We start from the raw sequence: 22,882 nt of genomic DNA, 5'->3' as shown, positions 1-22,882 counted from the left end.
CATTTGTTGAGAACCTGCGTGCGCAGGCTACGGCGGAAAACATCATTCTTTAAAATCGTTGGCGTCCAGTTCATGGCGCGACAGCAACTTATAAAACTCGGTACGGTTACGGCCCGCCATACGCGCGGCCTGGGTCACGTTACCCTTGGTGATCTGCAACAGTTTGCGCAGATAGTGCAATTCAAACTGATTACGCGCCTCGACAAAGGTCGGCAAGGCGGTGTTTTCCCCTTCCAATGCCTGCTCAACCAGCGCTTCGCTGATCACCGGCGCAGAGGTCAGGGCCACACACTGTTCGATCACGTTCACCAGTTGGCGCACGTTGCCCGGCCAGGTGGCGGTCATCAGGCGTTTCATGGCATCCGTTGAGAAGCTGCGGACAAAGGGTTTGTGGCGCTTGGCAGATTCGCGCAGCAGATGATTGGCCAGCAGCGGGATATCCTCGGCACGCTCATTCAACGCCGGGATCTTCAGGTTCACCACGTTCAGGCGGTAGTACAAATCCTCGCGGAATTCGTTTTTCGCCATCGCCTTTTGCAGATCGCGGTGGGTGGCGGAAATGATGCGGACGTCAATGTCCAGATCGCGGTTGCTGCCCAGCGGGCGCACCTTGCGCTCCTGCAATACGCGCAACAGCTTAACCTGCAGCGAAAGCGGCATATCGCCGATCTCGTCGAGGAACAGCGTGCCGCCGGCTGCCGCCTGGAACAACCCTTCGCGGCTGCTGACCGCACCGGTGAAGGCCCCTTTGGCATGACCAAACAGCTCGGACTCCAGCAGTTGCTCCGGCAATGCACCGCAGTTAATGGCGATAAACGCCTTTTTACCGCGAGGACTGGCGCCGTGGATCGCCTGCGCCAACACCTCTTTACCGGTGCCGCTATGGCCGTTAATCAGTACGCTGACATCAGACTGCGCCACCATTTTTGCCTGCTCCAGCAGGCGCAGCATAATCGGGCTGCGGGTGACGATGTCTTCACGCCAACTGTCATCACCGGCCGGCAGTGACAGCGACAGGGCATCGTCGATGGCTTTGTACAGCGCATCGCGATCCACCGGTTTGGTCAGGAAGCTGAACACCCCTTGCTGGGTAGCCGCCACCGCGTCCGGAATTGAGCCATGGGCGGTCAGGATGATCACCGGCATGCCAGGCTGATGCTTTTGGATTTCGGCAAACAGCGCCATGCCGTCCATTTCATCCATCCGCAGGTCGCTGATCACCAGATCAATCTTCTCGCGCCCTAACAGGCGCAGCGCTTCCTGGCCGCTTTCGGCGGTGGTGACATGAAAACCTTCGCTGGTCAGGCGCATTCCCAGCAGCTTAAGCAGGCTGGGATCGTCGTCAACCAATAACAAATTGGCCGGTTTGCGTGCGGTCATTGCGCGTGAGACTCCTTGTTAGCGGGGGGCGGCGCGTAGGTATCTTCCGGCTCCACCGGCAAAGCGGTACCCTTCTCAGGTTCAGCATCCGGTTCTGCAGCCTTGGCCGGCGCGACTTTCTTGCCCGTGGCGTCGGTTTTTTGCTGCGTTCCGCTGTTGTCCGGGATGTCACTCTGCATCTGCTTGCGCGAAGAGAGCTGGCGTTCGATATCGGTCAGGTTTTCCAGCTTGCGCGAGGTGTCCTGCAATTGCGCCTGCAAACGCACCTGACTCTGACGCAGCGTATCTATCTGACTGTCGGAGCTTTCCTGCAGGTGCTGATAGCGCGCCTTTTCATCAAACAGGGTGATCTGCAGCACCTGCTGTTGACGCCACAGCTGTAACAGCGGGCGCAGTGAGCTTGGGAACTCCATGCGATAACTGTTCAGGCGGTCGATCATCTGGCGACGTTCGCCCGAGGTCGGCTCGGCACTGGCCAGCAGGATACTTTGCTTGAAAATACCGTCCCAGCTATTGCCGGGCAGGGTTTTCGCCAGCGCACGAGCCTGGGTTGAACCGATGCGATCGGCGCAGTCCATGGCACGCAGCCAGTAAAGTGAGTTATTCAGCGCGTCTTTTTCATCGAGCGGCCACAGGCTGTCGCACGCTGCGATACGGTAATCCACCACTTTGGTGTCCGGGATCGCTTCCTGCTGCGGCTGATTCAGGCCACCGCTGACCGCACGATCGACGCAACCCGCCAACAGAAACGGCATAAAAAGAACGCTGCCTAAAAAGGAAAATCGACGCTTGCCGAGCGGCGTGCCCTGTGTGGCACGCGGTGAACGTTCGGTCTGCGAGAGACGAAGGCGTTTAGACCATGTATACATTATTATTCATTCTCGGCGGTTAATGGCAATTCAATACGGAAGCAGACGTCTGTGCCGGCGACGTCAACCAACTGCAGTTCGCCACGCATGCGGCGGATACAATCCTGCGCAATGCTCAGCCCCAGACCGCTTCCTTTTACCGCCCCTTTTCGCTGGTGACTACCCTGGAAAAAAGGCTCAAAAATCATGGTTCTCTCGGCTTCGGGGATCGGCGTGCCGCTGTTGGCGACATCAATCTGCACCCGTTGCCCAACCTGACGGCTGCGGATCCAAATGTTACCGGATTCCTTGCCGTAGTGCACCGCATTGGAGTAGAGATTATCCAGCACACGCATTAATAGCGTAGGCTCTGCCCAGCATATTTCCGCATCCAATTGGATCTCGGTGCGGATCAATTTTGCCCGGGCCGGCAAACTGTGTGCCGCCACCACCATTTCGACCATCTCTTCCAGCTCGACATTCTCATGCTCTGCCGGGCCATCGGCCAGTTTACGGTTGTAATCCAGCAGTTGTTCAATCAGTTGCTGCAGGTGGCGGCTGCTGCCGTCGAGAATGGCCACCACCTCTTTTTGATCGGAGGTCAGCGGACCGGCCACTTCGTCCGCCAGCAGCTCGGTGCCCTCACGCATGCTGGCCAGCGGCGTCTTTAATTCATGCGAGATATGGCGCAGGAACTCATGGCGCTGCGACTCCAGCCACGCCAGCCGTTCACTCAACCAAATAATCCGCTGGGCCAGCGAACGCAGTTCACGCGGCCCTTTGAAGGTGTCGGTACTGCCCAACGCTCGCCCTTCCCCCAGACGGTTGATCATTCGCTCTACCGCTTTTACCGGGCCGATAATCATCCGGGTGAATAACACCACCAGCATCACGCTGACCAGGAACAGCATCAATGCCTGCCAGCCGAAGAACTGACCGCGCTCGGCAATCGCCTGCTGTAACTGCTGGCCGCGAGAGAACACCACGGCGCGCGTGGCCTGCACCATTTCGGCATTGGAACGCGAGAATGACTCCAGCAACGTCGAAGCCTGTGCGTCCGGGCCGCTGCTTTGGCATTTAATCGCCGCAAGCTGAGTCAGCAGATCGCGCAAGGTTTGATAATAACGTTCATCCGGCAGGATCGGCGCGTGGGCATCGAGCATCTGTGAATACTGTTTGCGCTGGTTTTGGTACAACCGCGCCAGAGTGGGATCGACCAGTACGCAATACTGGCGGTAGCTGCGTTCCATTTCCAGCGCCACGCTGGTCATTGCCTCACTGCGTCGCGCATCCACCAGCGTGGTGCGGTTGATGTCTGCCGCCTGCGCGCTGAGGTGATCCAGGCTCTGGTAAGCCTGATAGGCCAGCACCAGCAATGGCAGCAGCACCAGCAGGAACGCCATCAGCACCAGTTGGCGCAGCGAACGGGGAAATAAACGCCATCTTTTCAACGAAATCATCTCATTGTCTCTAGTCTGCTTTGATGCTAACCGAGTCGCCGATGAGAGGAAAGCCCGGCGTTCAGCGCAGCGTCAGGAAAATACCGGCAAGTGGGCCTTGGGCAGAAGTTTGCGTTTGGATCTGGCGCTAATGAAAGAGAGGTAACAGGAATTTGAAGATTTAACGCTGGGGCAGGGCTGCCCCATCGCAAGAATGTGTGGATGCCCTTGAATCTCGTCCCCAGGGTGATGTAGCACCAGGCTGGCATCGAACAGGACGAATAGCATCCGTACGTATCCGGGATTGATGAACACTCATCACAGTTGGATACAGGCGGTGCCTCACTCCACGTGTCGCCCGATGCTTGATAAAGCGCTTGCGCGTCTGTTATCGGTTTGGTTGGACGATAGGCACCATTTCTTTGGCATCATTCGGAGGCTTATGAGGCAACAATTCCGTCTAAATACGGGGCCGTCATAAATAGTTGAATGAGCAACTGGAGAGGATAATGCACTTAGCGTGCCAACTTTTCAAGTTATTTTTAACTTATTGATATTATTAAATAAAAAATAAAACCATCGCCAGAGTTATAAAATAAGTAGCCTATCCGGCGAAGAAAAAAACGCCATCCTGTCGCCAAAAACCGACAACTTAAGTCAATTAATTTTCCACCCTTAAAAATCAATGTGTTAAGTGTCTCTTTTTAGAGACAGTGAAAATAGCCCCTGTCGCAAAATGCCGACAACGCTCGGCAGGCGGAGCAATAAAAAGGGGCGCAATCTCTTGCGCCCCTCAGGCTACCGCTAAATGCTCGCTTAGCCCAGTTGCTTACGGGCGTTGCGGAACATGCGCATCCACGGGCTGTCTTCGCCCCACTCTTCCGGATGCCACGAGTTGCTGACGGTGCGGAATACCCGCTCCGGATGCGGCATCATCACCGTCGCGCGGCCATTGCTGCTGGTCACTGCGGTGATCCCGTTCGGTGAACCGTTCGGATTGGCTGGGTAGGTTTCCGTTACCTGACCGGCATTATCGACAAAGCGCAATGCCACCAGGTTATGGTGCTCCAATGCCGCCAGATGTGCCGCATCGCGCACCTCGACGTGCCCTTCACCGTGCGAGACGGCGATCGGCATACGTGAACCCGCCATGCCCTGCATGAACAGCGACGGGCTGGCCGCCACTTCCACCAGGCTGAAACGCGCTTCAAAACGGTCTGACAGGTTGCGTACGAAACGCGGCCAATGTTCGGCCCCTGGGATCAGATCGCGCAGGTTCGACATCATCTGGCAACCGTTACACACGCCCAACGCCAGGGTTTGCGGACGGTGGAAGAAGGATTCGAACTCGTCACGCACGCGATCGTTGAACAGAATCGACTTCGCCCAGCCTTCACCGGCGCCCAGTACGTCACCGTACGAGAAGCCACCGCAGGCCACCAGCGTATGGAAGTCCTGCAGGTCGCGACGGCCTTCCAGCAAATCGCTCATATGCACGTCTACCGCATCAAAACCGGCGCGATGGAATGCTGCCGCCATCTCAACGTGGGAGTTAACCCCCTGCTCACGCAGCACCGCCACTTTAGGGCGTGCGCCCTTGGCGATATACGGCGCAGCAATGTCTTCTTCCGGAGCAAAACTCAGTTTGACGTTCAGGCCAGGGTCGCGTTCATCCTGCTTGGCCCGGTGCTCCTGATCGGCACATTCCGGGTTATCACGCAGGCGCTGCATCTGCCAGGTGGTTTCCGCCCACCAGGTGCGCAGCGTAGCGCGGCTTTCGCTGTATACCGTTTTATCGCCCTGTGTGATCACAAAGCGATCGCCGGCCTGCACGCTACCGATGTGGTGAACATTGTCCACCAGGCCATGCTGAGCAAACACCTGCTGTACCACAGCAAGCTGGTCATTGGTGACCTGGATCACCGCGCCCAACTCTTCGTTGAACAGCGCAGCCAGTGCGTCGTCGCCCAGCGCGTTGATATCCACCTGCACGCCGCAGTGGCCTGCAAACGCCATTTCCGCCAACGTGACCAGCAGGCCGCCGTCGGAGCGGTCGTGGTAAGCCAACAGCGCGCGATCGGCCACCAACTGTTGCATGGCATTGAAGAAGCCTGCCAGTTGCTCAACGTTACGCACGTCGGCCGGTTTGTCGCCCAGTTGACGATAAACCTGCGCCAGCGCAGTGGCACCCAGCGCGTTATGGCCGTTACCCAGGTCGATCAGCAGCAGTGCGCTGTCGCCCTTATCAGTACGCAGCTGTGGCGTCACGGTGTGGCGCACATCTTCTACACGAGCAAAACCGGTGATCACCAGTGACAACGGCGAGGTCATTTCGCGCTGTTCGTTGCCTTCCTGCCAGCGGGTTTTCATCGACATAGAGTCTTTGCCCACTGGAATAGTAATACCCAGCGCCGGACAAAGTTCTTCGCCCACCGCTTTTACCGCCTCATACAAACCGGCGTCTTCACCCGGGTGACCGGCTGCCGCCATCCAGTTAGCGGAAAGCTTCACGCGCTTGAGCGAACCGATTTCGGTCGCTGCCAGGTTGGTCAGCGCTTCCCCGACCGCCAGGCGGCCAGAGGCGGCGAAGTCCAGCAGGGCCACCGGCGCACGTTCGCCGATCGACATCGCTTCACCGTAATAGCTGTCCAGACTGGCAGTGGTCACCGCGCAGTCGGCGACAGGGATCTGCCACGGGCCTACCATCTGATCGCGCGCCACCATACCGGTCACGGTACGGTCGCCAATGGTGATCAGGAAGGTTTTCTCTGCAACCGCCGGCAGATGCAGTACGCGGTTGACCGCATCATTCAGAGTGATCTCATCACGCTGCAGCGGCTGACCTTTGGCCTGCAGACGAGTCACGTCACGCGTCATCTTCGGCGTTTTGCCCAGCAGCACGTCCAGCGGCATGTCGATCGGTTGGTTGTCGAAATGGCTGTCATTCAGCGTCAGATGCTGTTCTTCGGTGGCTTCACCGATCACCGCATAAGGCGCGCGCTCACGGCGGCAAATCTCGTCAAACTGCGCCATCTGTGCCGGTGCAATCGCCATCACATATCGTTCCTGTGATTCGTTACACCAGACTTCCAGCGGGCTCATGCCCGGCTCATCGTTCAGAATATCGCGCAGTTCGAAACGACCACCGCGGCCACCGTCGCTGACCAGTTCAGGCATGGCGTTGGACAAGCCACCGGCGCCGACATCGTGGATAAACAGAATCGGGTTTTGTTCGCCCAACTGCCAGCAGCGGTCGATCACTTCCTGGCAACGACGTTCCATTTCCGGGTTGTCGCGCTGTACCGAAGCGAAATCCAGATCGGCATCAGACTGGCCAGAAGCCATAGATGATGCCGCGCCGCCGCCCAGGCCGATATTCATCGCCGGGCCACCCAGCACCACCAGTTTGGCACCGACGGTGATTTCTGCTTTTTGTACGTGGTTGGCGCGAATGTTACCGATACCGCCCGCCAGCATGATCGGCTTGTGGTAGCCGCGCAGTTCCACGCCGTTATGGCTGTTGACCTGCTCTTCATAGGTACGGAAGTAACCCACCAGCGCCGGACGGCCGAATTCGTTGTTGAACGCCGCACCGCCCAATGGGCCGTCGGTCATGATGTCCAGTGCCGTCACAATGCGGTCTGGCTTGCCGAAATCCTGCTCCCAGGGCTGTTCAAAGCCGGGAATACGCAGGTTGGAGACCGAGAAGCCCACCAGACCGGCCTTGGGTTTGGCACCGCGACCGGTTGCGCCCTCGTCACGGATCTCACCACCGGAGCCGGTAGCGGCACCCGGCCATGGGGAGATCGCCGTTGGGTGGTTATGGGTTTCCACCTTCATCAGGATATGGGCTTCCTCCTGATGGTAGTCATACTGGCCGCTTTCCGGTGCGGCGAAGAAACGACCGACCTGCGAGCCTTCCATCACCGCCGCGTTGTCTTTATAAGCCGACAGCACGTAATCCGGCGTCTGTTCGAAGGTATTCTTGATCATTTTGAACAGCGACTTCGGTTGCTGTTCGCCGTCGATGATCCAATCGGCGTTGAAAATTTTATGGCGGCAGTGCTCGGAGTTGGCCTGCGCAAACATGTAAAGTTCGATATCCGTCGGGTTGCGCCCCAGACCGGTAAAGGCATTCAGCAGATAGTCGATTTCGTCCTCGGCCAGTGCCAGACCCAGCTTGAGGTTAGCCTGCTCCAGCGCGCTGCGCCCTTCCCCCAGCATATCGACCCTCTGGTAAGGTGCCGGCTGATGCTGGGTAAACAATTGCTCCGCCTGTTGCAGGCTGCTGAAGACGGTTTCCATCATGCGGTCGTGCAACAAGACGGCAAGCTGCTGCCATTGGGCTTCGGTCAGCGTCTCTGCCTTGACGTAGAACGCCAGACCGCGCTCCAGCCGCAGCACCTGCTTCAAACCGCAGTTATGGGCGATATCGCTGGCTTTGGAAGACCATGGAGAAATGGTACCCGGACGCGGCGTCACCAACAGCAGGCGGCCTTCAGGGGCATGTTCGGCGAGAGAGGGGCCGTACTTGAGCAGGCGCGCGAGCTTGGCGTGCTCTTCGGTATTTAGCGGTGCGCTAACATCAGCAAAGTGGACGTACTCGGCGTAGATATCACTGACAGGAAGGTGAGCGTCCTGGCAACGGGACAGCAGTTTGGTAACACGAAAAGCCGACAAAGCGGGCGAACCACGCAGTATTTCCATAATCAAAGTTCTCTCGTCTTCGAAGCAACTGACTTCAGCACTTCATTGGGCGCAACAGGGGGAAAACGCGCGCCATTATAGAGAATCTACGCCGCCGACGAAACCGTTTGCGTAGCTATTATTGATAAAAGCTCTCCGCACACTCGAATTGTCATAACGTGTCAATAAAGTTGCACGCTGGCGTTTTGTTGCGCAAAATGCCCCGGCACTGGTGATTTAACCATAAGAAAGTGCTTAGCAGCCGTCAGCAGTGCATGTGTGCCACCACTGGATAACTATTTGAAACGCCTTAAAATAAACTACATTCTAATCGGTGTTGTTACCTTGCTTCTGGCGCTCGCCCTGTGGCCCAATATTACCTGGCGCGGCGGCCAGGGCGGGCAACTCGAAGAGATCAAATCGCGCGGAGAGTTGCGTATCAGTACGCTAAACTCGCCGTTAACCTATTTCACCACCAAGCAGGGGCCGAGCGGCCTCGACTACGAGTTGGCGAAACGCTTTGCCAACTACCTGGGCGTGAAACTGGTGGTGATCCCGCACAAGAACATTAATGACCTGTTTGACGATCTGGACGATGACGATGCCGACCTGTTGGCCGCAGGTCTGATCTACAATCAGGATCGCCTCAGCCGCGCGCGCACCGGCCCGGCCTATTATTCCGTTTCCCAACAGTTGGTTTATCGCCTGGGTACTGCCCGGCCGAAAACCTTTGCCGACATTAAAGGCAAACTGGCGGTGGCCTCCGGCTCGGCACACGTCAGCACCCTGAAACAGCTCAAGCAAAGTAAATTCCCGGATCTCAGTTGGGAAGCCTCCAGCGATCTCACCTCCAAAGAGCTGTTGGAACAGGTGGCCGACGGTAAGCTGGATTATACCCTCGGCGATTCCGTTACCATCGCGCTGCTGCAACGCATCCACCCGCAATTGGCGGTGGCCTTCGACGTCACCGATGAAGAACCGGTTACCTGGTACCTTAAGCGTGGCACCGACGACAGCCTGTATGCTGCCATGCTGGACTTCTACAGCCAGATGGTTGACGACGGCACGTTGGCGCGGCTGGAAGAGAAGTACCTCGGCCACGTAGGCAGTTTCGATTACGTCGACACCAAGACCTTCCTGTCCGCCATCGATTCGGTACTGCCGACCTTCCGCTCATTGTTCGAAAAATATGCTAGCGAGATCGACTGGAAGCTATTGGCGGCCATTGCCTATCAGGAATCACACTGGAACCCGCAGGCAACCTCACCGACCGGCGTGCGTGGCCTGATGATGCTGACACGAGCCACTGCCGACGGCCTGGGGGTTAACGATCGTCTCGATCCCGAGGAAAGCATTCAGGGCGGTGCCCTTTACCTGCAAAGGCTGATGGCCAAGGTGCCCGACAGCGTGCCGGAAGATGAGCGTATCTGGTTCTCACTGGCGGCCTACAACATGGGCTGGGGCCATATGCTCGATGCCCGTAAACTGACCAAAATGCAAAAAGGTAATCCGGACAGCTGGGTCGACGTCAAACAACGCCTGCCGATGCTCAGCCAGAAACGCTACTACCCGCAATTAACCTACGGCTATGCGCGTGGGCGCGAAGCCTATAACTACGTGGAAAACATTCGCCGCTATCAGGTCAGTTTGGTGGGTTACTTGCTGGAAAAAGAGAGAAAAGCGGCACAGGAAGCGGCCGAACAGGCCGAACTGGGGAAAGGCTATCCGGCCGTGACGCCGGAACTGGCACTGAATTTCTGATTATTCCGGCTTATTATCTACATCGGTGCGCTGCGCTTGTTTCAACGCCTTTTGCTGCTCACGACGCATACGGAAAAAGTTGCTCAGAGTAGCGGCGCACTCCTCGGCCAGCACGCCGGACAGGATCTCCACCTGATGATTCATGCCCGGGTGGCGCAAAATATCCACCAGCGACCCTGCCGCACCGGTTTTTACATCGGCCGCACCGTACACCAACCGACGAATGCGGCTGTGCACCATCGCCCCGGCGCACATGACGCAGGGTTCCAGGGTCACGTACAGGGTCGCGTTCAGCAGACGGTAGTTCTGTAGCACCGCCCCGCCCTGCCGTAACGCCATGATCTCCGCATGCGCCGTCGGATCGTGGCGGCCAATCGGCCGGTTCCAGCCTTCGCCAATCACCTGATTATCCAGCACCAGCAGTGCACCTACCGGTACTTCACCCTCTTCCTGCGCACGCAGGGCCAACCGCAATGCCTGACGCATCCAGTATTCATCGTTATATTCAGTCATTGCATCATTCCTCGTGCACTTTGCGGCGGGCATTATACACAGTAGGGGCGCTGCATGCTGCGCCCGTGTTAGCCGGGGCGAATATATTCGCCCCCTACAGGTGGGAGCAAAGTTGAACTCTGCTGCTTGAAATACAACGGGTATATACTGATTGAATAACAGTGTTTTTCAGGGACAGGAAACATGAAATTCAGCAAAAAGAATGCCGTCGTGGTGCGCAAGGCGCTGGACGGTTGGGTCGGTGAAGGGGCATTAACCACACAACAGCAGCAACAGCTGTTGCAACATCTCGAAGTGCAGCCCTTCGACTGGCGACGACTGGCGCGTTATGCGTTTCTCGCCGCGCTGGCTTCGCTGGTGATTGCCATCAGCAGCCTGTTCGCCGACAGCGAGCTGCTTTATCGTTTGAGCGAGCTGTTCCGCTTCGACGCACCGGTGCGCATGACTATCACAGCCGTGGTAGCCGCACTTTGCTATGTCTGGGCGCTGCGTCGCCGTCGGCACCATCCGGAGAAACGCTACGGTAATGAGGCCGCGCTGTTCGTTGCCGTGCTGTTTACCGCCTGTGCCCTGTGGCAGATGGGCGTCTGGCTGGATAACGGCAGCGGCCGGGTTTCGCTGCTGCTGATATTCGCCGCCCTATTGTATGGCGTGATTGGCTGGTTCAGCCGCTCCGGGTTGGTGTGGTGGTTTGCCCTGCTGTCACTCGGCAACGCCTTCGGCGCCGAAACCGGTTATATGTCCGGCTGGGGCGCTTATTGGCTGGGCATGAGCTTCCCGATGCGCTTTATCGCCTTCGGGGTGGTCCTGATCGCCGCGGCCTTGCTGTTACGACCGGTGCTCGCCAGCCGCGGGCTGGAACGAGTTTCCCTGGCGATGGGCTTGTTGTATCTGTTTATTGCCCTGTGGTTGCTGTCAATCTTTGGCAACTATGGTGACCTCGACAGTTGGTACAACGCGCGTCAGATTGAACTGTTCCACTGGAGCCTGTTGTTCGGCCTGGTCGCCATCGGCTGCATTTGGCTGGGGCTGAAACGTGACGACGGCATGTTGCGCGGATTCGGCCTGACTTTCCTTGGCATTAACCTCTATACCCGCTTCTTCGAATTTTTCTGGGGCGCGATGCCGAAGGCGATTTTCTTTGTGCTGCTCGGCCTGAGCCTGTGGGCATTAGGCCACTACGCTGAAAAAATATGGCAACTGGGCCGCAAACCGCACGACCTGACCGATGATTAACATCAGGCCACTTCTGCTGCGCAGCTAACAACAGGGTGGTTTAAAAGACAGCGGGTATAGCGCGAAATTGCGATAGATCATAAACGCTTAATAATTAGCGGAGTAATGTTTGAGGCAAGCAATAAAGCTTTTATCAAGGAGTGAGTTATGGCTGCCTCAACTTTCTTTATCCCTTCCGTCAATATGATCGGTTCCGGCTGTCTGAACGAAGCGGCAAACACCATGAAGCAACAAGGATTGCGCCACGCATTGATCGTGACCGACAAAGTGCTGAATAACATTGGCGTGGTCGCTCAGGTTCAACAGTTACTTGCCGCCCAACAGATTGAAAGCTGCGTTTATGACGGCACCCACCCTAACCCAACTACCCTTAACGTGAAGCAGGGTCTGGCCCTGCTGCAAGAACACCGCTGCGATTGCGTAGTTTCTCTTGGCGGCGGCTCGCCACACGACTGCGCCAAAGGTATCGCGCTGGTCGCGACCAACGGCGGGGAGATCAAGGATTATGAAGGTGTCGATCGCTCTGCCAAACCGCAGTTGCCGATGATTGCCATCAACACCACCGCCGGCACCGCCTCCGAAATGACCCGTTTTTGCATCATTACCGACGAAGCACGCCACATCAAAATGGCGATTGTCGATAAACACGTCACCCCAATCCTGTCGGTCAACGATCCGCACCTGATGGCCGGCATGCCAAAAGGACTGACCGCCGCCACCGGGATGGATGCATTAACCCACGCGATTGAAGCCTATGTTTCCAGCGCCGCCAACCCGATTACCGACGCCTGCGCGCTGAAAGCCGTCACCATGATTGCCGAATCGCTGCGCGACGCGGTCGCCGACGGCAGCAATATGCAGGCGCGTGAAAATATGGCCTATGCCCAGTTCCTGGCCGGAATGGCCTTCAACAACGCTTCTCTCGGTTATGTGCACGCCATGGCGCACCAACTCGGCGGTTTCTACGATCTGCCGCATGGGGTATGTAACGCGGTGCTGCTGCCACACGTGCAGGAGTTCAACGCCCGGGTTTGTGCACCACGACTGAAAGACATCGCCGTCGCCATGGGGCTGGATGTGAAGCATCTTAACGACCCACAGGGCGCTGCTGCCTGTATCGCCGCCATTCGTTTGCTGGCAAAAGACGTCGGTATCCCGGCTGGGCTGCTCGATTTAAAAGTGAAAGAACAGGATTTCGATACGCTGGCGGCCAACGCGTTGAAAGATGCCTGCGGCTTCACCAACCCGATACAAGCCACCCACGAACAGATTGTCGCCATCTTCCGCGCGGCTATGTAAGCTTCAAAAATATAAAAGGGCGGATAATCCGCCCTTTTGCTATTCCAGCTGTTGCAACTCACCCAGCTTACTGACCCGCCAGCGGTGCTCGCAGAAATACAGCAAAGGGTTATCCTGCTTGCTGTCGCTATAGCCACTGTATAGCTTGAGCGGCGTACCGAGACGCTGTTCCAACTCAGTCACCTTCTGTATCCCCAGGCAACGCAGAGCCAGCACCCAACCACCGTAACGCCGTACAATACGGCTACCTACCAGGTTGACCTGCGGTAAAAAAGCAGAGTCCTGATACACCTGTTCCACCAGACGCTCCGGCGAACCGGTGATCAGCCATACCTGTGCATCATGCACTTCAAGGTACTGGCGCAGACGCATTTGCACCACCGGGAAGGCGGTCACCTTATCGCGGAAATAACTGACAAAGCGCTGTTCCAGCGCCTTTAAGCGGACCTCTGAGCGACCAAAGGTAATCGACCACAGCAGCACGCTCATCGGCCAGCGGGCGGCACGGCCCATCACCAACAGCGTCAGCCCGACAACCGGCAACAACGGCACCACCAGCAACAGATTCAATGGCAGATGGCGCAACAAGAAACGCAAGAAACTGCCAAACATGTCTTCCTGATGCAGCGTGCCGTCCAGATCAAAGAACACCACACGGCGGCCTTCCGCGGCCTGTTGGCTCTGTTTCTCGCTCAAGCGCTACTCCTCAGGATCGTTGAATCCCATTATCCAGGTGAAAATAAATCCAGCGGCAATGGTAATCACCAGCCCCGTCAGATACAACATCACCTTACCCGAGACAATGGTTAACGCCAAAGGTAAACCCGAGATACCGAAGGTGATCACCGTCGCCACCTTCCAGTAGCTGATCAGCGCCCCACCCACCGCACCGCCGAGACAAGCGGCAATAAAGGGCCTGCCCAGCGGTAAGGTCACCCCGAAAATCAAAGGTTCGCCAATGCCGAGAATGCCGACCGGCAACGCCCCTTTTATTACCTTTTTCAGCCGTGCATTACGGGTTTTCATTAATACGGCCAGCGCCGCCCCGACCTGACCGACGCCCGCCATCGCCAAAATCGGCAACAGTGGGTTGGAACCGTGTGCCTGCACCAGTTCGACGTGGATCGGCACCAGACCCTGATGTAAACCGGACAGCACCAACGGCAGGAACAGCCCGGACAGCACTGCGCCCACCAGCAACCCCCCTTTGTCGATCGCCAGGTTAGCACCGTGGGCGATAGCATCAGAAATATAGCCGCCCAACGGCTGCAGGATCACAATCGCCAACGACGCGGTCACCAGCGTGGTGATCAGCGGATTGAGGATCAGCTCAATCGACTCAGGCAGCCAATGACGCAGGCGCTTTTCTACCCAGCACATCAGCGCCACCACCAGCAGCACCGCAATCACCCCGCCACGACCAGGCTGCAATGCCTCACCAAACAGGGTGATTTGCGCCAACGCCGGGCTGGAAAGGATACCGGCCATAACGCCGCCCATCGCCTGAGAACCGCCAAACACCCTGGCGGCGTTAACCCCGACCAGAATATTCATGATGGCGAATACTGCGCTGCCAAAAATAGCCAGCAGCCCCAGCACGTTGGGATAATTTAACGCCAGTTCGCCGGCAATATCCGGCCGTTTCAGCAGGTTGATGATGCCGGTAATCAGGCCGGAGGCGATGAACGCCGGTATCAACGGAATAAAGACATCGGCCAGCTTTTTCAGCGCACCGCTCATTGGCGCAGCATACTTTTGTTTGGCTTGCGCCTTGTTACGGGCGACATGATCTCCGCTAGCCACAGCAGCCGGTGCGCCGGTGAGCAGTGAACGCATGGCATCGACCACCTTGGCGGCGGCCCCTGGGCCGACGATAAACTGGTGTTGTTCACCCTGTTTGATATAGCCCTTAATGCCCGGCAACTGCTTGAGCGCCACCAGGTCAAGGCGTTGCTCGTCGTTAACCTCGACACGGACTCGTGTCATGCAGTTTTCCAGCCGGAGGATATTCTCCTCACCGCCAATGCCCGCCAGGATCTGTGTCGCCAGTGCCGTTGTCTTGTCCATCGCCCGCCCCAGGTGTGGTTTAGCGCGTCAATGCCGCGCGCAAATAGCCGTCATGCTGTTGTAAGCGCTGCTGCGCCTCTTGTGCGTCGATACCGGCCAGAATCATCAGGATTGCCGGTTTGACTTCAAAACCGGTCTGCGTCAACGCCGCTTCGGCCTGACTGCGCTCGGCACCGGTGGCTTCCACCACGATGCGGCAGGCGCGATCCACCAGTTTTACGTTGGTAGCCTTCACGTCCACCATCAGGTTTTCATAAACTTTACCCAGTTTGACCATCGCACCGGTCGACAGCATGTTCAGCACCAGTTTCTGTGCAGTGCCGGACTTCAAACGCGTCGAACCGGTCAGGGCTTCCGGCCCCACCACCGGAGAAATCGCCACCTGCGCCTCATGGGCAATCGGCGAATCCGGGTTGCAGGAAATCGCCGCCGTCGGGCAGCCCAATTGGCGGGCATAGCGCAGTGCGCCAATCACATAAGGCGTCCGCCCGGATGCTGCCAGCCCTACCACCATGTCGGTGGCGGTCAAATCCAGCGCGACGAGATCAGCCTCACCCAGCGCCGCATCATCCTCTGCGCCTTCTACCGCTTTAAGCAACGCGCCTGGGCCACCGGCAATCAACCCGATCACCATGCCATGCGGCACGCCAAAGGTCGGCGGACATTCGGAGGCATCCAACACCCCAAGGCGGCCGCTGGTGCCAGCACCCAGATAAATCAACCGCCCACCGGCCTTCAACGCCGCGGCCGCCAGATCTACCGCTTGTGCGATGGCCGGCAATACTTTTTCAATCGCCTCCGGTACTTTGCGGTCTTCCTGGTTAAAGCAGCTCACCATCTCCAGCGTCGACATCTCGTCGAGCCCCATGGTCGCCGGATTGCGGGTTTCGGATACTAATGCGCCCAAGTTCATTTTTTCACCTTTGAATTTTTAATTCACAAACTAAAATCATTATTTGAATATTTTATTCAACAAAGCGAGCGCTTTTTGCTATTTTAGAGACTGGCTCACAAAAAATTTTCACTGCGCGTTTTCGCCCTCGGCGTGGCAGAATGACGTCTGGTTTCCAGGGAATTATCAATGAGTACCCTTCTTCGTATTCGCCAGATGTATCCAACTTTGGCTCAAAATGACCGCAAGCTGGCGGACTTTCTGCTGCATAACGCCGAACAGGCGCGCCATCTCAGCTCGCAAAAGCTGGCCCAACTGGCGGGCATCAGTCAGTCGAGCGTGGTGAAGTTTGCTCAGAAGATGGGTTACAAAGGCTTCCCGGCACTAAAACTGGCGCTGAGCGAGACCCTGGCCCAACCGCAGACCGCCCCCGTAGTTACGGTACATAACCAGATCCTCAGCAGTGATGCCTTGAAAACCGTCGGTGAAAAACTGTTGGTAGAAAAACAGGCAGCGCTGCGCGCCACGCTGGATATCAACAGTGAGGAACGCCTGCATCAGGCACTGGAAATGTTACGTCAGGCACGAAGGGTTATTTTGCTGGGGATTGGGGCTTCCGGCCTGGTCGCCAAAGATTTCTCCTACAAGTTACTTAAAATTGGCGTGATGGCAGTAGCCGAGCAGGATATGCACGTCCAGTTGGCAACGGTTCAGGCGCTGGACAAACGGGATTTGCTGTTGGCTATTTCATTTAGCGGCGAACGACGGGAAATCAACCTGGCGGCAGAAGAAGCCCGCCTGGCCGGCGCTAAAGTACTGGCGCTGACCAGCTTCTCACCGAACGGCCTGCAGCAACGCGCCGACCACTGCTTATATACCATCGCCGAAGAACCCAACACCCGCAGCGCGGCTATCTCTTCCAGCACCGCTCAATATGCCCTCACCGATCTGCTGTTTATGGCCTTAATTCAGCACGATCTTGATCACGCCCGCGATAGAATAAAACACAGCGAACAATTAGTGAAAAAACTCGTCTGAGTCGTATAATGCCCATGCCACAAACACCAGAATATAAAAAACACATCTAAAAATAGAGTGTGTGGCGTTTATTGTTTAAATCCCGACCGGAATTTAAACAGGCATGGACAGCAATATATTGATAATAGAGTTTAATGAAAACACATACAGTAATTTTAAATAGAACCCACATACTCGCAACATCCCCAATGATCCGCAATTTTTTGCTATTTGTTGTCGCTTCGTTGATATTAATAAAAGCGATGGGGTATGGGGGCGCCAAAGGGATTGATATCCTGTTTATATCACTTAGCCTGTTATTATTATCTGTAATCCCCCTCACTCGATATTTTCTGGTCATCCCCTACATTCTATTCTGTGCCCTTTATGCCCCCGTAGGCGTGATTTACGGCCCGCCTTCAGTCTCTGTGGTGTCGGCCCTGTTTCAAACCAACCGGGCGGAAGCCATCGAGTTTCTGCACGCCATACCTGCCGGCTGCTATCTGTTACCCTGCGCCACACTGCTCACATTGTTTATTCTTGCTCGCTATAGCTGGCAGCGGCCACTCCCGACTAAAAAAACATTGCCATTTTTGGTGATTTTTATCGTTTTGCTGTTCGCCAGAATACTCAGTGGGGGAGTGGAAAATCTTAAATTAGTGAACTTCTTTTCCTCGCTAATTTCTTCGTACCAGAGCTATAACCAACAAATGGCAGAAATTGAAATCGGCACCTTGGCTCACCCTGACTGGATAGTGGACGCAGGGAATAGCAACCAAGCTAACTATGTGGTAATCGTTGGCGAAAGCATGCGTAGGGATTACATGTCATTATTCGGTTACCCGACGCCGACTACCCCTTTTCTGGATAACGTAAACGGGACCTTTTACAGTAATTATATTTCCACTGCACCGAACACGTTCGAATCATTGCCCAGAACCCTGGCAATGAGCGAGGGGAGAAACAGTTTTATTGCAGATAATATTATTACGCTGGCGAAAGCTGCTGGATTACACACCCATTGGTTTTCCAATCAAGGGTTGCTTGGCCAATTTGATTCACCGGTTTCCAAAATAGCCATGTTCAGTGATGAACGTCGTTTCCTGAAAAAAGGGGACTATCAGTCACGTAATACCGATGATGATGAGCTGTTACCCTTGCTACAAAGGGCATTGGCTAACAATGGTCTGGGAAATCTGTATGTGTTGCATATCATGGGGTCTCACTCAGACTTTTGCGAACGCCTCGGTGACGAACTGCCGGTTTTCACCAGCGATAACGCTGAGCTCGCTTGTTATCTTTCAACCTACCGCAAGACAGACCGCTTCATCGAGCATGCTTATCAGATGCTGCAAACGACTCACTCACCGTTTAAATTAATCTATTTTTCTGACCACGGCCTTTCTCACCGAGAAATTGACGGTAAACTTTACCTGCGCCACGGTGGCAATTATTGGCAGAATTATGAAGTGCCACTGCTGGTGCTTTCTGATTCGGACCGACAACGGACCCTTATTGAGGATCCGCACAGTGCCTTTGATTTCCTCAGTCTGTTTGCTCAACAGGCGGGGATTACCATTACCCGGCCACAATTGTCTTCAGCGGTAACGGCGCAAGGCAAGAGGCACGTCTTCAATGGTCAGGAAATGGTTGATTTTGATCAGTTGGCCAACGACCCGCCGGAGTTACTATGACGGCCCGGTTAAGCGCATCTGCTGCTACAGGTGGAAAAGCGCCCGGGAAAATGGGTTTTATGATAGATTGCGCGCCTGTGCGTGTGCACCGATTAAAAGATAACTGACATGGCACTGCTGATTACCAAAAAATGCATCAACTGCGATATGTGCGAACCCGAATGCCCTAATCAGGCCATTTCGATGGGCGAGGATATCTACCAGATTGATACCGATCGCTGTACCGAATGCGTCGGCCATTACGATATTCCCACCTGCCAGCAGGTGTGCCCGATCGATAACACCATTGTGGTTGATCCGCAGCACAACGAAACCAACGAACAGCTGTGGGACAAGTTTGTGGTGCTGCACCACGCCGACCGACTCTGACCGCAGCGGTCAGATCAACAAGGGCGCCAACAGGCGCCCTTTAGTTTTGTAGCCGGATGAAATTGTTACCCTTCGATAATCACTGTGGCACAGGCATAGCGGCGTTCATCCGCCAGCGAGACATGAATTGAGGTTACCCCCATTTCCTGCGCCAGCTCGGCGGCGCGAGCATGCAGGCGAATATTCGGCTTGCCGAGACCGTCGTTGAACACTTCAAACTGATTGAACGCCAGCCCATTGCGGATACCGGTGCCAAACGCCTTGGCGACGGCCTCTTTCACCGCAAACCGCTTGGCCAGAAAGCGTACCGGCTGCTGATGTTGCTGGTACAGTTCCCATTCAGCCTCGCTCAGCACGCGACGCGCCAGACGATCGCCACTGCGCTCCACGACCGCTTCAATGCGCGCCATTTCGACAATGTCGGTACCCAGCCCCAGCACCGCCATTAGCGACGCGCTTCGCGCATCAGTAACTTCATGTCTGTCACCGCTGCCGGCAACCCACACATCACTGCCTGGCCGATAATTGCATGACCGATGTTCAGCTCATGCATTTCCGGCAGGGCCGCGATCGGCTGAACATTATGGTAAGTCAGACCGTGGCCGGCGTTGACCTTCAGGCCTTTCTCTGCGGCGTAGGTCGCCGCAACAGCAATGCGATGCAGCTCGGCTTTCACCGCCAGTTCGCCTTCGGCTTCGGCATAGGCGCCGGTATGAATTTCAATGTAGGGCGCGCCCACCGCGACCGCCGCATCGATCTGTCGATGATCCGGATCGATAAACAGCGAAACCAGAATGCCGGCCTTCGTCAGGCTCTCAACAGCGACCGCCATCTTGTCTTGCTGCCCGGCGACGTCCAGTCCGCCTTCGGTGGTTACTTCTTCACGCTTTTCCGGTACCAGACAACAAAAGTGCGGCTTCAGCTCAATGGCGATATCCAGCATTTCATCGGTCACGGCCATTTCCAGATTCATGCGCGTCTGGATGGTCTGGCGCAAAATGCGAACGTCGCGATCGGTGATATGACGGCGGTCTTCACGCAGGTGTACGGTGATCCCGTCGGCCCCTGCCTGCTCGGCAATAAATGCCGCCTGAACCGGATCCGGGTATTGGGTTCCGCGCGCGTTACGTAACGTGGCGATGTGATCGATATTGACGCCCAGCAGCAAATCAGCCATGACAACCCTCTAAAAAACGATTTTCAGTGGCCGTAGTTTACACGCCGGAACAGTGCTGCAAAAGGGGAAAAGGTCAGGCATCGTCGACCGGCGAGTCCGGCTGTTTACGAACAAACTGACGAAACAGCTCGCGGCTCTTCAGTGGTTTGCCCCCCAGATAGGGTTTGAGCGCCATGCGGGTGAAACGTTTGGCGGCACGCAAGGTTTGTACATCCGGGAACTGGCGCTCTGCCAACGCACGAAGCTCGCGGCCGGTAAAGCTGTAATGGTCTACCACCAGGCTGGCGATAAAGCCTTTTTCCTCGCGGTAGCGATAGGTCATGCCGTCATCCACTGCCTGGCCGCTACCGGCGCAGTGCAGGAAGTCCAGGCCGTAGCCCAGGTGATTGAGCAAGGCCAATTCGAACTGACGCAACGCCTGCTCCGGCGAAACGTCTTCTGCCGCCAGCGCCTGCAAACATTGCAGATAATCGAAGAATAATACCGAGTAGTTGGCTTCCTGCTCCAGCACCCGTGACAGCAGTTCATTCACGTACAGGCCGCTGTAGAGCATCATGCCGCTAAGGGGTAAACCGAGAGAGACCGCTTCAGCGCTACGCAGCGTTTTGACTTCGCCACGACCGCCCCAGCGTACCAGCAGAGGAGTAAAGGGTTGCAGGCAACCCTTTAAGTTGGAACGGCGGCTGCGCGCGCCTTTTGCCAGCAAACGCACCCGCCCATGACCTTCGGTAAACATATCCAGCATCAGGCTGGTTTCACTGTACGGTCGTCCATGCAGGACGAAAGCGCGCTCCCAGCCGTCCATTGGATAGTTTATTTCAGGTCGTCGGTATAGCCCAGGCTACGCAACGCACGTTCGTCGTCCGCCCAGCCCGATTTCACTTTCACCCACAGCTCCAGATGCACTTTGGTTTCGAACATCTGTTCCATATCCTGGCGGGCTTCGATACCGATAGTTTTGATCTTGGCGCCTTTGTTGCCGATGACCATTTTCTTCTGGCCTTCGCGCTCAACCAGGATCAGCCCGTGGACGTTGTAACCGCCACGTTCATTCGGCACAAATTGTTCGATCTCAACCGTCACCGAGTAAGGCAGTTCTTCACCCAGGAAACGCATCAGCTTTTCACGGATAATTTCCGACGCCATAAAGCGCTGGGAACGGTCGGTGATGTAATCGTCCGGGAAGTGGTGTTCCGCTTCCGGCAGTACCTTGCGCGCGATAGCCGCGATGGTATCCACGTTCATGCCTTTTTCGGCAGAAATCGGCACTACGTCGAGGAAGTTCATCTGCTGGCTGAGGAACGCAATGTGCGGCAACAGCTTGGATTTGTCGGTGACGTTGTCGACCTTGTTGATCGCCAGCAGGACCGGGCATTTCAGGCTACGCAGCTTGTTGACCACCATTTCATCGTCGGCGGTCCAGTTAGTCCCTTCCACAACGAAGATCACCAGCTCGACGTCGCCGATTGAGCTGCTGGCCGCGCGGTTCATCAAACGGTTGATGGCGCGTTTTTCTTCGATGTGCAGACCCGGGGTGTCGACGTAGATGGCCTGATAGGCGCCATCGGTGTCGATACCCATAATGCGGTGACGGGTCGTCTGTGGTTTACGCGAGGTGATGGAGACTTTTTGCCCCAGCAGTTGGTTCAGCAACGTGGACTTGCCCACGTTGGGACGACCGACTATCGCAATAAAACCACAGTATTGTTTCTCTTCGCTCATTCAAGCTCCAGCTTAATTAACGCTTGTTCCGCTGCCGCTTGTTCGGCTTTACGGCGGCTTGAGCCGGTTCCCACGACGGGCTCGCTCAAACCACTCACCTGACAGTGGATAGTAAATTCCTGATCGTGCGCCTCACCGCGAACCTGCACCACCAGATAAGAAGGTAACGGCAGATGACGACCCTGCAAAAACTCCTGCAAACGGGTTTTTGGGTCTTTCTGCTTATCACCGGGGCTGATTTCGTCCAACCGGCTGCGATACCAGTCCAAAATCAGTCGTTCAACAGTTTGGATGTCGCTATCCAGGAACACGCCGCCAATCAAGGCTTCCACCGTATCCGCCAGGATTGATTCGCGGCGGAATCCACCACTTTTCAACTCACCCGGGCCAAGACGCAGACATTCGCCCAGATCAAACTCACGACCCATCTCTGCCAGCGTATTACCGCGCACCAGCGTGGCGCGCATACGGCTCATATCGCCCTCGTCTACGCGAGGAAAACGCTGGAACAGCGCATTGGCGATGACAAAACTGAGAATGGAGTCACCCAGAAACTCAAGACGTTCATTGTGTTTACTGCTGGCGCTACGGTGAGTTAACGCTTGCAGTAAGAGCTCCTGCTGTTGAAAAGTGTAGCCCAGCTTCCGCTGTAGCCTATTTATTACGATGGGGTTCATGAGTTACCAATAGATCAAGAATGCGTCAAAAACTTGCAGCATACGGAACAGGCCTGCTTTGCCGAAAGCCAATCCAAAGCTGTTTCGTTTGCAGTGGCCCCCAAC

General features: G+C 56.0%; 19 protein-coding genes. 6 read left to right on the top strand and 13 right to left on the bottom strand.

The window, feature by feature from the left end:
- Positions 1-42 precede the first annotated feature (42 nt).
- From glrR to purL, 4 genes are all read right to left on the bottom strand, one after another.
- The gene (gene glrR / locus FCL49_RS20400) at positions 43-1,380 is read right to left on the bottom strand and encodes a two-component system response regulator GlrR (protein ID WP_012146357.1); all 1,338 of its coding nucleotides are present in this window, start codon (positions 1,378-1,380) and stop codon (positions 43-45) included.
- A complete protein-coding gene (gene qseG, locus FCL49_RS20395; protein ID WP_174354917.1) occupies positions 1,377-2,249 on the bottom strand; it encodes a two-component system QseEF-associated lipoprotein QseG in 873 nt (290 codons plus the stop codon). The genes glrR and qseG overlap by 4 nt, the downstream gene beginning before the upstream one ends.
- 2 nt (positions 2,250-2,251) lie before the next feature.
- A complete protein-coding gene (locus tag FCL49_RS20390; RefSeq protein ID WP_174354916.1) occupies positions 2,252-3,688 on the bottom strand; it encodes a sensor histidine kinase in 1,437 nt (478 codons plus the stop codon).
- A 795-nt stretch (positions 3,689-4,483) separates the two neighbouring features.
- A complete protein-coding gene (purL, locus tag FCL49_RS20385) occupies positions 4,484-8,374 on the bottom strand; it encodes a phosphoribosylformylglycinamidine synthase (RefSeq protein WP_174354915.1) in 3,891 nt (1,296 codons plus the stop codon).
- A 279-nt stretch (positions 8,375-8,653) separates the two neighbouring features.
- Here purL and mltF point away from each other — a divergent pair, with 279 nt between their 5' ends.
- A complete protein-coding gene (gene mltF, locus FCL49_RS20380; RefSeq protein ID WP_174354914.1) occupies positions 8,654-10,114 on the top strand; it encodes a membrane-bound lytic murein transglycosylase MltF in 1,461 nt (486 codons plus the stop codon).
- Here the strand turns inward: mltF and tadA are convergent, their stop codons facing one another.
- Entirely contained in the window at positions 10,115-10,660 is a 546-nt protein-coding gene (gene tadA / locus FCL49_RS20375) for a tRNA adenosine(34) deaminase TadA (RefSeq protein WP_375189166.1), read from the bottom strand.
- A gap of 150 nt (positions 10,661-10,810) precedes the next feature.
- Between tadA and FCL49_RS20370 the strand changes: the two genes are divergently transcribed.
- Together FCL49_RS20370 and yiaY are read left to right on the top strand one after the other, a co-directional pair.
- Positions 10,811-11,863 (top strand): DUF2157 domain-containing protein, encoded by a 1,053-nt coding sequence (locus tag FCL49_RS20370; RefSeq protein ID WP_174354913.1) that lies wholly within the window; start codon positions 10,811-10,813, stop codon positions 11,861-11,863.
- Between the two features lie 147 nt (positions 11,864-12,010).
- Positions 12,011-13,162, top strand: coding sequence for an L-threonine dehydrogenase (yiaY, locus tag FCL49_RS20365; RefSeq protein WP_174354912.1), 1,152 nt, complete (start codon positions 12,011-12,013; stop codon positions 13,160-13,162).
- A 39-nt stretch (positions 13,163-13,201) separates the two neighbouring features.
- Here yiaY and yfhb read toward each other — a convergent pair whose 3' ends face one another.
- From yfhb to murQ, 3 genes are read right to left on the bottom strand one after another with little or no spacing between them, the layout of a single operon-like run.
- Positions 13,202-13,858, bottom strand: a complete 657-nt coding sequence (gene yfhb, locus FCL49_RS20360; RefSeq protein ID WP_174354911.1) for a phosphatidylglycerophosphatase C — start codon at positions 13,856-13,858, stop codon at positions 13,202-13,204.
- A 3-nt stretch (positions 13,859-13,861) separates the two neighbouring features.
- Positions 13,862-15,229 (bottom strand): PTS transporter subunit EIIC, encoded by a 1,368-nt coding sequence (locus tag FCL49_RS20355; protein ID WP_174354910.1) that lies wholly within the window; start codon positions 15,227-15,229, stop codon positions 13,862-13,864.
- A 19-nt stretch (positions 15,230-15,248) separates the two neighbouring features.
- Positions 15,249-16,142, bottom strand: a complete 894-nt coding sequence (gene murQ, locus FCL49_RS20350) for an N-acetylmuramic acid 6-phosphate etherase (RefSeq protein WP_115184002.1) — start codon at positions 16,140-16,142, stop codon at positions 15,249-15,251.
- Positions 16,143-16,310: 168 nt separating this feature from the next.
- Here murQ and FCL49_RS20345 point away from each other — a divergent pair, with 168 nt between their 5' ends.
- The 3 genes from FCL49_RS20345 to FCL49_RS20335 all read left to right on the top strand — a co-directional run bounded on the left by FCL49_RS20345 (position 16,311) and on the right by FCL49_RS20335 (position 19,201).
- Complete coding sequence (locus FCL49_RS20345) at positions 16,311-17,159, top strand: MurR/RpiR family transcriptional regulator (RefSeq protein ID WP_012146368.1); 849 nt, start codon at positions 16,311-16,313, stop codon at positions 17,157-17,159.
- 134 nt (positions 17,160-17,293) lie between these two features.
- On the top strand, positions 17,294-18,832 hold the full coding sequence (locus FCL49_RS20340; RefSeq protein WP_174354909.1) for a phosphoethanolamine transferase: 1,539 nt from the start codon (positions 17,294-17,296) through the stop codon (positions 18,830-18,832).
- Between the two features lie 108 nt (positions 18,833-18,940).
- The gene (locus FCL49_RS20335; protein ID WP_174354908.1) at positions 18,941-19,201 is read left to right on the top strand and encodes a YfhL family 4Fe-4S dicluster ferredoxin; all 261 of its coding nucleotides are present in this window, start codon (positions 18,941-18,943) and stop codon (positions 19,199-19,201) included.
- A 65-nt stretch (positions 19,202-19,266) separates the two neighbouring features.
- Here FCL49_RS20335 and acpS read toward each other — a convergent pair whose 3' ends face one another.
- The 5 genes from acpS to rnc all read right to left on the bottom strand — a co-directional run bounded on the left by acpS (position 19,267) and on the right by rnc (position 22,777).
- A complete protein-coding gene (acpS, locus tag FCL49_RS20330; protein ID WP_017893718.1) occupies positions 19,267-19,647 on the bottom strand; it encodes a holo-ACP synthase in 381 nt (126 codons plus the stop codon).
- A complete protein-coding gene (gene pdxJ / locus FCL49_RS20325) occupies positions 19,647-20,378 on the bottom strand; it encodes a pyridoxine 5'-phosphate synthase (protein WP_135317639.1) in 732 nt (243 codons plus the stop codon). The genes acpS and pdxJ overlap by 1 nt, the downstream gene beginning before the upstream one ends.
- 73 nt (positions 20,379-20,451) lie before the next feature.
- Positions 20,452-21,183: a DNA repair protein RecO gene (gene recO, locus FCL49_RS20320; RefSeq protein ID WP_174354907.1), complete on the bottom strand. Its 732-nt coding sequence runs from the start codon at positions 21,181-21,183 to the stop codon at positions 20,452-20,454.
- Positions 21,184-21,191: 8 nt separating this feature from the next.
- Positions 21,192-22,100 (bottom strand): GTPase Era, encoded by a 909-nt coding sequence (gene era, locus FCL49_RS20315; protein WP_012146374.1) that lies wholly within the window; start codon positions 22,098-22,100, stop codon positions 21,192-21,194.
- Complete coding sequence (gene rnc / locus FCL49_RS20310; protein ID WP_012146375.1) at positions 22,097-22,777, bottom strand: ribonuclease III; 681 nt, start codon at positions 22,775-22,777, stop codon at positions 22,097-22,099. The genes era and rnc overlap by 4 nt, the downstream gene beginning before the upstream one ends.
- Positions 22,778-22,882 lie beyond the last annotated feature (105 nt).

Origin of the sequence: Serratia proteamaculans (assembly GCF_013337185.1) — a bacterium.
GTDB lineage: Bacteria > Pseudomonadota > Gammaproteobacteria > Enterobacterales > Enterobacteriaceae > Serratia > Serratia proteamaculans_D.
This window is presented reverse-complemented; position numbering and strand designations above follow the sequence as displayed.